The sequence below is a fragment of the Streptomyces sp. NBC_00490 genome, assembly GCF_036013645.1.
In the GTDB taxonomy this organism is placed as follows: Bacteria; Actinomycetota; Actinomycetes; order Streptomycetales; family Streptomycetaceae; genus Streptomyces; species Streptomyces canus_F.
Map to the genome: position 1 here is coordinate 4,690,206 of NZ_CP107869.1, position 13,707 is coordinate 4,703,912.

Genomic DNA, 13,707 nt, shown 5'->3' on the forward strand with positions numbered 1-13,707 from the left:
TTTCGGACTCTGCCAGTAAACACTGGCGCAATGGGAGCGTAGGACAGCTCCTTACCGATGGGTAGGGGGCGGGGCCAGGAAAGTTACCGGAGGTACAACATAGGCTGCGGGCGTGACCGAGAAGCGCGAGTACCGCATGGAGGAGTTGGCCCGCCTGGCCGGCATCACACCGCGCACCCTGCGCTTCTACCGCGAACGCAAACTGATCCCGCCGCCCCGCCGCGAGGGCCGTATCGCCTGGTACGACGACCACCACCTGGCCCGGCTGCGCACCATCGCCGCGCTCCTGGAACGCGGCCACACCCTCACCGGCATCGCGGAACTGGCGGAGGCCCTCGACCACGGCCGCGACGTCGCCGACCTCCTGGGCGTGGCCACCCCCACGGAGGAGGAACCGGTCCGCCTCACCCCCGAGGAACTCGCCGCCCGCTTCGAGGGCCAGGTCACCACGGACAACCTCGCCGCCGCCCTGGAGCTGGGCTACCTCGGCACCGACGGCGACGAGATCGTCCACATCAGCCGCCGCCTCCTCGACGTCTCCTCCGCCCTGGTCGCCGAGGGCATCCCCCTCGCCGAGGTCCTGGCAGCGGGCAGACGCGTCCGCGAGCACGTCGACGACCTGGCCGAGATGTTCGCCGAACTGGTCCTCCGCCACGCCACCGAGAACGACATGCAACGCCTGCGCCCCCTCGCGAGAAGCGTGGTGGAGGCGGAACTGTCACTGGCGCTGGACCGGCGGTTGCGCAAGCGGGACTAGAGCCTCGGAGCACTTTTTCCCAAGTGCCCGGTTTTTCACGAGCATTCACTCCATCGAGGCACTTTTTAGGCAGTGCCAGACGAAGTCACGTTCGTAGCCCGAGAGTGAGATCGAAAAGGCCCCGGCGACTGTGCGACCAGTCCCGGGGTGTGGCCGACACTTTCGAGGAGCGTCGACGTGCCCAAGCGTAGTCCTCAACCCCCCAGAGCCATTGCTGCTTTGCGCCTCAGCTGCGTGACCAGCGCGACCACTTCGCCAGAGCGACAGCGGTCCACCATTCGGCTGTCCACCGAGAGGCTCGGCTTCACCCTGATTGCCGAGGCATCGGACTTGGGCGTCTCGGCCCGCGCGACATCGCCATTCGAGAGGCCTTCGTTGTCGTCCTGGCTCCGCCGGCCTCAGGAATACGAAGCCGTCGTGTGGTCACACGTGGACCGAGCCGTGCGCTCCGTGGCGCACATGGCCGAGTTGGTCGCCTGGGGTCGGCAGCACGCCAGAACACTCGTCTTCGGAATGCCGGAAACCAATCACCCGATCGTGGTGACTCCCCAGGCCGACGGTTCCACGATTCGCCGGTGCATGGAGCTGGCCCACGACGCAGAGCAAGAAGCTCGCACCATCTCGAACCGTCTGACGAGCAGCCACGAAGCACTGCGCGCAGCAGGTCGCTACGGCGGCGGGCTGGTCCCGTTCGGCTATCGGAAGGCACCCCACCCCTCGGGTGGCGGATGGTGTCTTGCTCCCGACCCGGAATCCGCCGCGCTCGTCCGCGCGATCATCGAGGACGTGCACGCGGGACGGTCACTGGTGGCCATCGCGCGTCGGCTGAACGAATCCGGCGAACCCGTGCCACGTGACCGCCATGCCCAGCTCCAAGGACGCCCGATGGGCGGTCGCCGCCATGGGAAGGACTTCGAGCGGTTCCGCTGGACCTCGGGCACATTGTCGAAGGTGCTGCGCAGCCCGTCGCTGATCGGTCACCGAACACATGGCGGACAGACAGTCCGCCACGCATCCGGGACTCCGGTCCTCATCGGCGAGCCACTACTGACAGACGACGAGTTCGAGGCGCTGCAGGACGCCCTTCTGGCACGCTCCAATGGAACCCGCAGTCCCAGGCGAAGTACGACCGCGCTACTGACCGGCGTCGCATACTGCTCAGGCTGTGACGGCCGCATGTACTTCACTGTGCGGAAGGGCTACCCGTACGGCGACTACGTGTGCCGCGCAACAGCACGCGGCGAGGTCTGCCCTGCTCCCGCGACGATGCGCTCCGACTGGCTCGAGGACTATGTGCTGGCCTGCTACCGCCTCGCGTCAGCGACAGACAGCGACGTTTCCCGCGAACGCCTCCTCGGCGACGGCGTCCGCGTCACCGTCGGAAAGGGACACTCCGGCGGTGGCCCCTCCCGGCTCTCCGGACCGGACACCTCCCGCTTGATCTTCACACTCGGCGCGCGCCCCTGAGTTACCCCACCCCGTGGGAGTGCGCACAGTGGCGCACTCCCACGACCGGTCACATGTCGAAGACGACCGTCACAGGAGCATGGTCCGACCACCGTTCAGCATGAGTGGCGGCCCTCTCGACGTATGCCTTCACAGCCCGGCCCGCAAGCCCGGGCGTCGCCACGGCAAGATCAATTCTCCAACCTGAATCGTTGTCAAAGGCCCGCCCCCGATACGACCACCACGAGTACGGCCCCTCGACATCGGGATGCAATGCCCGCACGACATCGACGTATCCCCCGTCGGCCGCGTCGAAGACCCGTGTCAGCCACTCCCGCTCCTCCGGCAGGAACCCGGAGTTCTTCTGGTTGGCGCGCCAGTTCTTGAGGTCGGCGGGCTGGTGGGCGATGTTCCAGTCGCCGCAGACGACGACCTCGCGGCCGTCGGCGGCGGCGCGCTCGCGCAGGTCCTTGAGATACGCCAGGAACTCGTCCATGAAGCGGATCTTCTCGTCCTGGCGCTCGGTGCCGACCTCGCCGGAGGGGAGGTAGAGGGAGGCGACGGTGACGCCGGGGAGGTCGGCCTCGACGTAGCGGCCGCTGGTGTCGAACTCCGACGAGCCGAAGCCGATCCGGACGCGGTCCGGCTCGCGGCGGGTGTAGAGGGAGACGCCGGCGCGGCCCTTGGCGGCGGCGGGCGCGTGCACCACATGCCAGCCGTCGGGCGTGCGGACCTCCTCGGGCAGCTGCTGCGGCTCGGCACGCACCTCCTGGAGGCAGAGCACATCGGCGGAGGTGTCCGCGAGCCACTCCACGAAGCCCTTCTTCGCGGCGGCGCGCAGTCCGTTCACATTCACAGAGGTCACAGTGAGCACCCCGGCACGATACCGGCAGACTGGACGGGATCCTGTTCTGGAATGCATTGACATACGGTAGGCAGCATGAATATCCGTCGCGTCTCCTTCGACCACCCCGACGCCGTGAAGCTCAACGACCAGGTCCAGGCCGAGTACGCCGCCCGCTACGGCGACGACGGCGACGCCACGCACATGGACCCGGTCCACTTCGAGCCACCGAACGGCGCGTACCTCATCGCCTACGACGAGAGCGACGCCCCCGTCGCCACGGGCGGCTGGCGTGTCCAGGACGCCAACGAGGAGGGCAACCGCGACGGCGACGCCGAGGTCAAGCGGATGTACGTCATAGAGCAGGCGCGGGGCAGAGGGCTCGCCCGGCGCATATTGGCGGCGCTGGAGGAGGACGCCCGGGCGGCGGGCCGGATCCGCATGGTCCTGGAGACCGGCGACAAGCAGCCGGAGGCCATCGCGCTGTACACCTCCAGCGGCTACGAGCCGTGCGAGAAGTTCGGCTACTACCGGCACCACGAGGCGAGCCGCTGCTTCGCGAAGACCCTCTGAGAAGTCCCGCGGGGATCAGCTTCTGAGGTACGCGAGCACCGCCAGCACCCGCCGGTGGGTGTCGTCCGCCGGCGGCAGGTCCAGCTTCGTGAGGATCGAGCCGATGTGCTTGCCCACGGCCGCGTCCGACACCACCAGCGCCTTGGCGATCGCGCCGTTCGACTTCCCCTCGGCTATCAGCCCCAGCACCTCCCGCTCGCGCGGGCTGAGCCGGGCGAGCGGATCCCGGCGGCGGCGCAGCAGCTGTCGTACGACCTCGGGGTCCACGACCGTGCCACCGGCCGCGACCTCCCGCAGGGCGTCCACGAACTCCTCGACCTGGCCCACCCGGTCCTTGAGCAGATAGCCGACGCCGGTCCCGTCGCCGGAGTCGAGGAGCTCGGCGGCGTACGCCCGCTGCACGTACTGGCTGAGCACCAGGACCGGCAGTCCGGGCCGCTCCTCGCGCAGTTTCACGGCCGCGTGCAGTCCCTCGTCCTGGAAGCCGGGCGGCATCCGGACGTCCGTCACGACCACGTCGGGTGTGTGCTCGGCGGCTGCCGCGAGGAGCGCGTCCGCGTCGCCGACGGCCGCGACGACCTCGTACCCGAACCGTGTGAGCAGCCCGACGAGTCCGTCGCGCAGCAGCACGCTGTCCTCGGCGAGGACTATGCGCAGGGCTCGGTCGGCCGGCAAGGGATCTCCACTCGCAGCAGGGTCGGTCCACCCGGCGGGCTGGACAGGGAAAGTCTGCCATCGAGCACTGACACCCGGTCGGCGAGACCGGTGAGCCCGGTGCCGTTCGCGCTGGAGGCGCCGCCGCGTCCGTCGTCGCGGATGTCCAGCGTGAGCCGTCCGTCCGCATGTCCGCCGCTGACGGCAGCCCGACTCGCCCCGCTGTGCTTGGCCACGTTCGCGAGGGCCTCGCAGACGACGAAGTACGCGGCGCTCTCGACGGGTTGGGGCAGGCGTCCGGTGATGTCCAACTCCACGTCCACCGGGACCGGGCTGCGGTCCGCCGCGTCCGCGACGGCGGCTTCCAGTCCGTAGTCGGCGAGGACCTTGGGGTGGATGCCGTGGATGAGTTCGCGCAGTTCCGCGAGCACCTTCTCGGCCTCCCCGTGCGCTGCGGCGAGCTGGTCGGCGAGGGGGCCGGGCGGGGCGTCCAGGCGGGCGAGGCCGAGCGTCATGGTGAGGGCGACGAGGCGCTGCTGGGCGCCGTCGTGCAGGTCGCGTTCGATACGGCGGCGTTCCGCCTCGAAGGCGTCCACCAACCGGACGCGGGAGCGGACGAGTTCGGTGACCCGGTCGCTGTCCCCGGAGGCGCCGAGCAGGGCCTTCGCGACCTCGCCGCGCGCCCCGGCGGCCAGTCCGAGGGCGTACGCCCCCACGATCAGCAGCGGCACTCCGGCCGCCGCAGCCCCGAATGCGGCCGGCCAGGTGTCGACCGTCCACAGCTTGACGACCTTCGCCTCGCCGTCGACGGCGACCAGCAGCGGCGTGGCCAGCAGGAACAGCGGCACCCCGGCGGCGAAGGCCACCACGAGCGCGTCCAGCGGCCACAGCACCAGGCCGAGCAGCACGGCGTACGCCAACTCCCGCCAGGTGGCGGCCTCTTTGAGGCGCACGGTGAGCCACCTGGTGAGCCCGGGCGCGTCGGGCACCCGGTGCCCCGCGAGCGGTACCGGCCCCACTCCCGCCAGCCGCAGCCGCCACCGCTCGGCGGCGGCCACGGGGATCCCGCACAGCGCGGTGAGCACGAGCAGCGGCAGTCCGACGAGCACGACGGCCGTGGCGCCGCCCACGACGGCCCCCGCGACGATCACCACCAGCACGACCGCCCCGAACACCGCGCCGCTCGCCAGGAACGCGACCGACCGCCACGGCCACGCCGACCCCAGATATCCGCGCCTGCTCAGCGCCTGCCACACCGTCATGGCGATCACGGTAGAAGGCGGGTGGGGGCGGACGTAATCCGGCGGGACAGACATCCGGGGGTATGCCTGGCCCTACCCCAAGTCTCGGTCCTGCCGCAGTGATCCGCGGGGTGGCGGCGCGGTTTCGTAGGGCTCTCTTCGACTTGATGAGGGCCGTCGGCCTTCCGCGGACTTAATGAGGGCAGATGACAGACCACGCGATCCGACTGACCTCCGTCATCAGACGGTACGGCGAGGGCGACGGCGGGGTGACCGCGCTCGACGGCGTCTCGCTCGGCTTCGGACCGGGCACGTTCACCGCCGTCATGGGGCCGTCCGGCTCCGGCAAGTCGACGCTGCTGCAGTGCGCGGCCGGGCTGGACCGGCCCACATCGGGCTCGGTGCGGGTCGGCGGCACGGAACTGACGGGGCTGAGCGAACGACGGCTGACCCTGCTGCGCCGCGAACGCATCGGCTTCGTCTTCCAGTCGTACAACCTCCTGCCCTCCCTGACCGCCGAACAGAACGTCCTCCTGCCGCTGCGGCTGGCGGGCCGGCGGGTGTCGAAGGCACGCGCGCGTGAGGCGTTGCGGCGGGTGGGGCTCGGTGAACGGGCCCGGCACCGGCCCGCCCAGCTGTCCGGCGGCCAGCAGCAGCGCGTCGCCCTGGCCCGCGCGCTGATCACCCGCCCCGACGTGCTGTTCGCGGACGAGCCGACGGGCGCGCTGGACTCCGCCACCGGGCGGGAGGTGCTGGCCCTGCTGCGCTCCCTGGTCGACAGCGAGGACCGCACGATCGTGATGGTCACGCATGATCCGGTGGCCGCGTCGTACGCCGACCGCGTGGTCTTCCTGGTCGACGGGCATGTGCACGGCGAGGTAACGGGGGCGTCGGCGGGGGAGATCGCGGCGCGTATGACGTCGCTGGAGACGGCGGCGCCGGCGGACGGCTCGCAGGCCGGTGCCTCGGAGGTCGTCCCGTGCTGATGCTCGCCCTGTGTACCCTGCGCTCCCGCTGGACCGCCTTCATCGGCAGCTTCGTCGCGCTGTCCCTCGGGATCGGCGTGATCGCCGTGATGGGCCTGGCCCTCGCCTCCTCCCTGGACGCCCCCGAGCGCGCGCCGGAACGCTTCGCCGCGGCCCCGGTCGTGGTGAGGGGCCAGGACACGCTGCACGTACCGACCCCCATCGGCGACCGCACCCAGAGGCTGGCCCGGCCGCGTCCCGTGCCGGCGGACACGGTGGCGGCGCTGCGGAGGCTGGGCAGGGTCACGGAGGACCGCACGTTCGTCGTCCACGGCGACCTGGTGGGACATCCCTGGTCGACCGCGGCCTTCGCGCCGTACGAACTGACGGCGGGCCGCGCGCCCCGCGCCGCGGACGAGGTCGTGGCCACGGACGGCCGGACGACGGTGGGACAGCGCCTGCGCACGGCGCGCGGGATGGTGCGCGTGGTCGGCACGGTGGGCACGCTCGGCTTCGAGAACGCGCTGTTCTACACGGACGCGCGGGCGGCCGCGTTGTCTCCGGTGAGCACACAGCTCGTGGTGGAGGCGGACGCGGCGGCGGTACGGCGCGCGGTGGACGGCCGCGCGCGGGTGCTGACCGGTGACGAGCGCCGGCTCGCGGACGCCGGTCCCGAGCGGGACGCCGAGGCGCTGACGACGCTGAACGCCCTGTTCGGCACGGCGGGCGGGGTGACCGGGTTCGTGTCGGTGTTCGTCGTCGCGTCGACCTTCGCCTTCGCGGTGGCCCAGCGCCGCCGGGAGTTCGGCCTGCTGCGCACGGCCGGCGCGACACCGGGCCAGATCCGGCGCGCGGTGCTGACGGAGGCGCTGCTCGTGGGCGGACCGGCGTCAGCGGCGGGCTGCGTGCTGGGGGCGTACGCCGCCCCGTGGCTGGCGGAGCGCGTGGTGGACGGCGGTGTCGCACCGGCCTGGTTCGCGATCGGCGACCACGTGTGGCCGTACCATCTCGCCTTCTGGACCGGTCTGTCGGTGGCGCTGTGCGGGGCGGTGGCCGCGTCCTGGCGGGCGGGCCGGACCGCGCCGACGCAGGCGCTGCGTGAGGCGGCGGTGGACGAACGCGCCCTGACGCTCGGCCGCCTGCTGTGCGGTGCGGCCCTGCTGATCACCGCCGCGGTCACCCTCGCACTCTCGCTGGTGACCGACCCGGGCGAGCTGCTGCACCGCAAGACCTACGTCAGCCGCCCGATGCTCCTGATCACGGCGACGGCCCTGCTGGCCCCGGCCCTGGTCCGGCCCCTGACCAGGGTCCTCGCCCCGTGCGGCATGCTGGTCCGCTCGAACGCGGGCGCCGCCGTCCGCCGTACGGCCGCCGTCGCCGCCCCCGTCCTGATCACGGTGGCCCTCACCGGCTCGCTGCTCGGCGCCACGGCGACCCTGAACGAGGCGAGGGCGACGGAGGCGCGCGAGCGGACCGTCTGCGACTTCGTGCTGACGTCGCCGAACGGCTTCGCCCCGGACACGCTCCGCCGTCTGCGCGCGATCCCGGGCACCGAGGTCTCGGCGACCGCGTCGAGCGCCGTGTACGTCCTCGAGGAGGGGGTCGCCCTCATCAAGTCCGAGGCGCGCGCGGCCGACCCGAGGGCGCTCGCGGCGACCGTGCGCCTCCCTCTGACGGCGGGCCGCGTCACCGACCTCGACGACGACTCGATCATCGTCAACGAGGAGTGGGCGCGGCACGAGGTCGGCCGCCGGGTCACCGTCTGGCTCGGCGACGGCACCCGCAGGTCGCTCCGCATCGCCGCGGTGATGCCGGTCGGCACGGGCGACAACGGGGCGTACATCACTGCGGCCAACGCGCGCGGGGCCGCTGTCGACCGGGTCGAGGTGACGGGAGGAACGGCGGCAGGACTACGGACAGCCCTGGGAGCCACGGACGTCTCCGTCCAGACCCGCGAGGAGTGGCTGCGGACCGCCTACCCCACGGCCACCTTCACGGACGCCGACGAGAAGACCCGCCTCGGTTTCCTCCTCGTCCTGGGCATCGCGCTGCTGTACACGGGCATCTCCCTCGCCAACACCCTGCTCATGGCGACGTCCGACCGGAAGCGCGAGTTCGCGTCCCTGCGGCTGGCGGGCGCCACGACCGGTCAGGTGCTGCGTCTCGTCGCCGCGGAGGCTCTGTTGGTGGTGGCCGTGGGCGCACTCCTCGGCCTGCTGGTGACGGCTCTCAACCTCGGCGGCATGTGGGGCGCCCTGGACCTGCAGTCGGCACGCTCCCCGCTCTGCCTCCCCTGGCCCGAACTCGGCGCGGCCACGGGCGCGTGCGCGCTCCTCGCCGTCGTGTCGGCGGTGCTTCCGGCGGCCCATGCCCTGCGCCGGAGAACCTCTCCCTAACCGGGACGATTCTTCTGACGCGGGATCAGTCGGCGCGGTCGCTGTACGTCACTGCGGTACGCATGGCAAGGGGCCCGTTCCTGATATCAGGAACGGGCCCCTATGCTGCGTGGACCTGTGGGGATTTGAACCCCAGACCCCCTCGATGCGAACGAGGTGCGCTACCAGACTGCGCCACAGGCCCTTGCAACGAGTGAAACCTTAGCACCCCGATCGGGGTGCTTGGAAATCCGTTCCCTGCCCCGCCCCCGCGCAACAGCCACAGGTGGGACGGGTGGCCGCGGCGGCGGGCCGCGGCGCCTACTCGTTGGCCGCGCGCGGCCGGTCCCCGTCCTCGTACTGATCGAACAGGGGCGTACGTCCCCGCTCGCGCGCCCGGCGCGCGGACGCGGCCCGGCGGGCGTCGCAGCGTTCGTCCTCGTCCGCCCTGTCCTCGCCGTGGGACGACTCCCCCGCCTCGGCGTCCTGCGCCGCGCCGTCCTGCCCGGCACCGGACTCGGCACCGGCGCCGTGCCCCTCCCGCTCCCCGGCGACCGAGCTGGACCGCGCCGAGCTCCACGCGTCCGGCGCGCCCAGGTCCACGTCCGAGGTGGCCCGCGGAGCGACCGGCGCCGTCACGTACGTCGGCAACGGCACCGGCACCGGCTCCCAGCTGTCCCCGTGCCCCGGCCTGCGCTGCCGCTCGCGCTGCTGGTCGACCCACTCCGCGTGGTCGGTCTGCTCGACGAGGGCGCGCCGGTCGGCGGCGAGCGCCGACAGCCCGGGGTCCTGCCCCGGCTCTGGTCCCTCGTCCGGTTCGTCCGCGTCGATCGCCTCGGCCGTCGGGCGCCGGCGCGGCTGGCGCGCACGCTCCTTCAGCCGCTGCGCCGCAGCCTCGGCCCGCTGCCGGTCCATCTGGTAGGCGAAGCGACGGTGCTCCTGGGAGCGCAGGTAGGCGATGTACCCGCTGAGCAGCACGGCGGGCACGCCGGGCGCCCACAGGAACGCGAGCCCCCCGACGGCGGCGACGACCGCGCCGAGCGTGAAAGCGATGAAGAGCACCACGGTGGTACGTCTACGGCGCGCGAGTGCCTTCGTACGCCGGGCGCGCGCCGCGGCGGCTTCCGCTGCGGGCGAGCGCCGGGCCGCAGGCACCTGCTTGCGCGCCGGAGCGGATCCGGATGCGGACGCCGGGGCGTGCGCGGCCGGGTCTGCCGCTCTCTCGCGCGCCGGTTCACGCGCCGCTTCCCTGCGCGCCGGCGCCTCCGCGCGCACGTCCGCGCGCACTTGCGGGCGCGTCGGAGGCATGGCAAAGGCCCGGACGTCCACCGAGTCGGTGACGGCATCCGGATCGACGGCGCTGGGCTCCTCCTCCTCGGTGGAGCGCGCCCGCAGGTCCTTGGCGTACCGGCGCTCCATCCCCGCCCGTCCGGACAGCAGCCGGATGGCGGTGCTGAAGCGTTCCGTCGGACGGGCCTCGTTCAGCTCGTCCTGCCTACGGAGCCACATCGGCACCAAGTAGGCGGCCCAGGCCCCGACAATGACTGCGTAGATGAGGCCGCTGCTGCTCACGCCTCACACGGTAGAGGGATTCGCGTGAGGCCATCCGCCAATTGGGCCGGTGTGTCGCACGATCTGGCTGATATTTCGAGCTTTTTTTGTGACCGATGCGATCAGCAGGTCGCCGGAGCCGCGAATTTAATGCCCTGAGACGATCGTCGCCCGATCATTCTCGAACATTTATTCAATTACCCGCGTCGCTTCCCGGCCGCTTCCCCTGCCGTTTCCTGGCTAGGTGGGATTCCCCGGCGTGTTCTGTGGGTTCCGCGGCGTGCTGTGCGGGGCCTTCTGTGAGCGTGCCCGCCGCCACCTCCCGAGCAACCCTTCCGGCACCTCTTCCGCGGTGAGCGCGAAGACGAGATGGTCGCGCCAGGCCCCGTCGATGTGGAGATAACGGGGCCGCAGCCCCTCCTCACGGAATCCGAGTTTCTCCACGACCCGGCGGCTGGGCCCGTTCTCCGGGCGAATGCAGACCTCGATGCGGTGCAGTCCGACGGTCCGGAAACAGTGGTCCACGACGAGTGCCACGGCCGTCGGCATCACCCCGCGGCCGGCCACCGACTCGTCCACCCAGTAGCCGACATGCCCCGAACACATCGAGCCCCAGGTGATCCCGGCGACGGTCAACTGTCCGACGAGCCGCCCCTGGTACTCGATGACGAAGGGCAGCATGCGGCCCGCGTTCGCCTCGGCCCGCAGATGGCGCACCATCTGCCGGTAGGTCGGCCGGTGCGCGATCGCCCCGCTGGGCGTGGGCGGCGGGATGGTCGCCTCCCAGGGGCGCAGCCAGTCACGGTTGCGCCGGTTGACCTCGCGCCAGGCCCGCTGGTCGCGCACCTTTATGGGCCGGAGGACGACATCGCCGTCCGTCAGCACGACGGGCCAGGATGGGCTGTTCAGCTCGCACCCCCAGGGCCGGCCCCGGGTCTGGGGTGGTCGCCACCGCGGATCTGGTCGACGGCGTGGACCAACAGGGGCTCCAGGACGGCGAGTCCGTCCTTCACTCCGCCGGTGGAGCCCGGCAGGTTGACGATCAGGGTCCGTCCCGCCACTCCGGCCAGGCCCCGCGAGAGCGCGGCGGTCGGCACCTTGGCCCGTCCGAACGCCCTGATGGCCTCGGCGATGCCCGGGACCTCGTGGTCGATCACCTCGCGGGTCGCCTCGGGGGTGCGGTCGGTGGGCGAGATGCCGGTGCCGCCGGTGGTGACGACGACGTCGTACCCGGCGTCGACGGCGGCGCGCAGGGCCGCCCGGACAGGGTCTCCGTCGGGCACGACCTGCGGTCCCTCGACGTCGAAGCCGAAGCCCTTCAGGCCGACGGCGATCAACGGGCCGCCCTTGTCCTCGTAGACGCCGGCGGCGGCCCGGTTGGAGGCGGTGACCACAAGAGCGCGGTACGTCATGCCCGGCTCCAGTCGCCCGACTTGCCGCCTGTCTTCTCCTCCACCCGCACGTCCGTGATGACCGCTCCCTTGTCGACCGCCTTGACCATGTCGATCACGGTGAGCGCGGCGACGGAGACCGCGGTGAGGGCTTCCATCTCGACGCCCGTGCGGTCCGTCGTCCTGACCGTGGCGAGGATCTCCACGGCGTCGTCCACGACCGACAGATCCAGTTTCACACCCGACACCGACAACGGGTGGCACAGCGGGATCAGATCCGGGGTGCGCTTGGCGCCCATGATGCCCGCGATCCGCGCGGTGGCGAGGGCGTCGCCCTTGGGGACGCCCTCGCCGCGCAGCAGCTCGATCACCCGGGGCGAGACGAGGACCCGACCGCTGGCGCGGGCGGTGCGCGCGGTCACGTCCTTGTCGGATACGTCGACCATTCGGGCGGCGCCCGCCTCGTCGATGTGCGTCAGTCGGTCCTGCGTACTCATGCTGTGCGGCGCTCCCGGTCCCGGCCCCTCGCGGTACGGCGCGCGAGCCTGTTGTGCGCGACACGGTACCGCCAACCAGGAGCACTCAGCCGAGCAGGACCACCTCGACCTCGGTGCCGGGCTCGACGGACTCCACGTCCTCCGGGACGACGATCAGCGCGTCCGCGTGCGCGAGGGCCGCCACCAGGTGCGACCCGGCTCCGCCGACCGGGGTGACCGTGCCGTCGGAGTAGGTCCCGCGCAGGAACTGCCTGCGTCCCTTCGGCGAGGTCAGCGCCTTGCCGGCGGTCAGCTTCGCGGTCACGCGCGGCCGGTGCACGTCCTCCAGGCCCATGAGGGCGCGGATCGCGGGACGGACGAACAGTTCGAAGGAGACGTACGACGAGACGGGGTTGCCCGGCAGCGCGAGGAGCGGGGTGTGGTCGGGGCCGATGGAGCCGAAGCCCTGCGGCTTGCCGGGCTGCATGGCGAGCTTGCGGAAGTCGATGCCGCTGCCGGCCTCGTCCTCGTCACCGACGGACGACAGCGCCTCCTTGACGACGTCGTACGCCCCCACGCTCACGCCGCCCGTGGTGACCATGAGGTCGGCGCGGACGAGCTGGTCCTCGATGGTGTCGCGGAGGGTCTCGGCGTCGTCGGCCACGGCGCCGACGCGGTAGGCAATGGCGCCGGCGTCGCGGGCGGCGGCGGTGAGGGCGAAGCTGTTGGAGTCGTAGATCTGGCCGTTGCCCAGCTGCTCGTCGGGCTGGACGAGTTCGCTGCCGGTCGACATGACGACCACGCGCGGGCGCGGGCGCACGCGTACGGTGCCGCGGCCGATCGCGGCGAGCAGGGCGATCTGCGGCGGGCCGAGGACGGTGCCGGCCTCGAGGGCGCGGTCGCCGGCCTTCACGTCGCTGCCCTTCGCGCGTACGTGCGCGCGTGCCTCGGCGGACCGATGCACGTGCACGTGCCCCTCGGCGCCCTCGGGGGCCAGGGCGCGGGCGCGCATCCCGGTCGCGGGTCCCTCGCCCAGGCCTCCGTCGGTCCACTCGACGGGGACGACGGTCTCGGCGCCGGGCGGCAGCGGGGCGCCGGTCATGATGCGGGCGGCCTGGCCGGGGCCCACGTGGAGCAGCTCGGCCTGGCCCGCCGCGACGTCCCCGACGACGTCCAGGACGGCGGGGAACTCCTCGCTCGCGCCCGCGACATCCGCGACCCGCACCGCGTACCCGTCCATGGAGCTGTTGTCGAACGGCGGCAGGGAGACCGGCACCGTGACGTCCTCGACCAGGACGCAGCCCTGGGCGTCGAGAAGTTGCAGCTCGATGGGTTCCAGGGGGCGGACGGTCGCGAGGATGTCCTCCAGGTGTTCGTCCACCGACCAGAGGTGGTCCTGGCCGGTGGTGTGGGGCGCGGTGCTGCTCAACGTTG

13 protein-coding genes and 1 tRNA gene are annotated in these 13,707 nt (G+C 72.0%); 5 read left to right on the forward strand and 9 right to left on the reverse strand.

The features are described 5' to 3' along the window. The first annotated feature begins 112 nt into the window (after positions 1 to 112). Together OG381_RS21075 and OG381_RS21080 are read left to right on the forward strand one after the other, a co-directional pair. Positions 113 to 757, forward strand: coding sequence for a MerR family transcriptional regulator (locus OG381_RS21075; RefSeq protein ID WP_327717616.1), 645 nt, complete (start codon positions 113 to 115; stop codon positions 755 to 757). Positions 758 to 991: 234 nt separating this feature from the next. Beyond that, positions 992 to 2,224: a recombinase family protein gene (locus OG381_RS21080; protein ID WP_327717617.1), complete on the forward strand. Its 1,233-nt coding sequence runs from the start codon at positions 992 to 994 to the stop codon at positions 2,222 to 2,224. A gap of 49 nt (positions 2,225 to 2,273) precedes the next feature. On the opposite strand, the gene OG381_RS21085 is transcribed toward OG381_RS21080, so the two are convergent. Further along, the gene (locus tag OG381_RS21085; RefSeq protein WP_327717618.1) at positions 2,274 to 3,077 is read right to left on the reverse strand and encodes an exodeoxyribonuclease III; all 804 of its coding nucleotides are present in this window, start codon (positions 3,075 to 3,077) and stop codon (positions 2,274 to 2,276) included. A 66-nt stretch (positions 3,078 to 3,143) separates the two neighbouring features. Here OG381_RS21085 and OG381_RS21090 point away from each other — a divergent pair, with 66 nt between their 5' ends. Then, a complete protein-coding gene (locus OG381_RS21090; RefSeq protein WP_327717619.1) occupies positions 3,144 to 3,620 on the forward strand; it encodes a GNAT family N-acetyltransferase in 477 nt (158 codons plus the stop codon). Positions 3,621 to 3,635: 15 nt separating this feature from the next. On the opposite strand, the gene OG381_RS21095 is transcribed toward OG381_RS21090, so the two are convergent. Continuing rightward, complete coding sequence (locus OG381_RS21095; protein ID WP_327717620.1) at positions 3,636 to 4,295, reverse strand: response regulator transcription factor; 660 nt, start codon at positions 4,293 to 4,295, stop codon at positions 3,636 to 3,638. Continuing rightward, positions 4,268 to 5,536 carry a sensor histidine kinase gene (locus OG381_RS21100; RefSeq protein WP_327717621.1) on the reverse strand — a complete coding sequence of 423 codons (1,269 nt, stop codon included), beginning with the start codon at positions 5,534 to 5,536 and terminating at the stop codon, positions 4,268 to 4,270. The genes OG381_RS21095 and OG381_RS21100 overlap by 28 nt, the downstream gene beginning before the upstream one ends. Positions 5,537 to 5,721: 185 nt before the next feature. Between OG381_RS21100 and OG381_RS21105 the strand changes: the two genes are divergently transcribed. Then, on the forward strand, positions 5,722 to 6,501 hold the full coding sequence (locus tag OG381_RS21105; RefSeq protein ID WP_327717622.1) for an ABC transporter ATP-binding protein: 780 nt from the start codon (positions 5,722 to 5,724) through the stop codon (positions 6,499 to 6,501). Further along, positions 6,495 to 8,876: an ABC transporter permease gene (locus OG381_RS21110; RefSeq protein WP_327717623.1), complete on the forward strand. Its 2,382-nt coding sequence runs from the start codon at positions 6,495 to 6,497 to the stop codon at positions 8,874 to 8,876. Before OG381_RS21105 ends, OG381_RS21110 begins: the two co-directional genes overlap by 7 nt. 110 nt (positions 8,877 to 8,986) lie before the next feature. Here the strand turns inward: OG381_RS21110 and OG381_RS21115 are convergent. The 6 genes from OG381_RS21115 to glp form a co-directional block, all read right to left on the reverse strand. Continuing rightward, positions 8,987 to 9,060: transfer RNA gene (locus OG381_RS21115), tRNA-Ala, on the reverse strand. Positions 9,061 to 9,176: 116 nt separating this feature from the next. After that, positions 9,177 to 10,427, reverse strand: coding sequence for a divisome protein SepX/GlpR (gene sepX / locus OG381_RS21120; RefSeq protein WP_327717624.1), 1,251 nt, complete (start codon positions 10,425 to 10,427; stop codon positions 9,177 to 9,179). A 219-nt stretch (positions 10,428 to 10,646) separates the two neighbouring features. Beyond that, on the reverse strand, positions 10,647 to 11,291 hold the full coding sequence (locus OG381_RS21125) for a GNAT family N-acetyltransferase (RefSeq protein ID WP_327717625.1): 645 nt from the start codon (positions 11,289 to 11,291) through the stop codon (positions 10,647 to 10,649). Between the two features lie 20 nt (positions 11,292 to 11,311). Then, positions 11,312 to 11,818 carry a MogA/MoaB family molybdenum cofactor biosynthesis protein gene (locus OG381_RS21130; RefSeq protein WP_327717626.1) on the reverse strand — a complete coding sequence of 169 codons (507 nt, stop codon included), beginning with the start codon at positions 11,816 to 11,818 and terminating at the stop codon, positions 11,312 to 11,314. Beyond that, a complete protein-coding gene (gene moaC, locus OG381_RS21135; protein WP_046261452.1) occupies positions 11,815 to 12,294 on the reverse strand; it encodes a cyclic pyranopterin monophosphate synthase MoaC in 480 nt (159 codons plus the stop codon). The genes OG381_RS21130 and moaC overlap by 4 nt, the downstream gene beginning before the upstream one ends. A gap of 85 nt (positions 12,295 to 12,379) precedes the next feature. After that, a complete protein-coding gene (gene glp, locus OG381_RS21140) occupies positions 12,380 to 13,702 on the reverse strand; it encodes a molybdotransferase-like divisome protein Glp (protein WP_327717627.1) in 1,323 nt (440 codons plus the stop codon). Between the last annotated feature and the right edge of the window lie 5 nt (positions 13,703 to 13,707).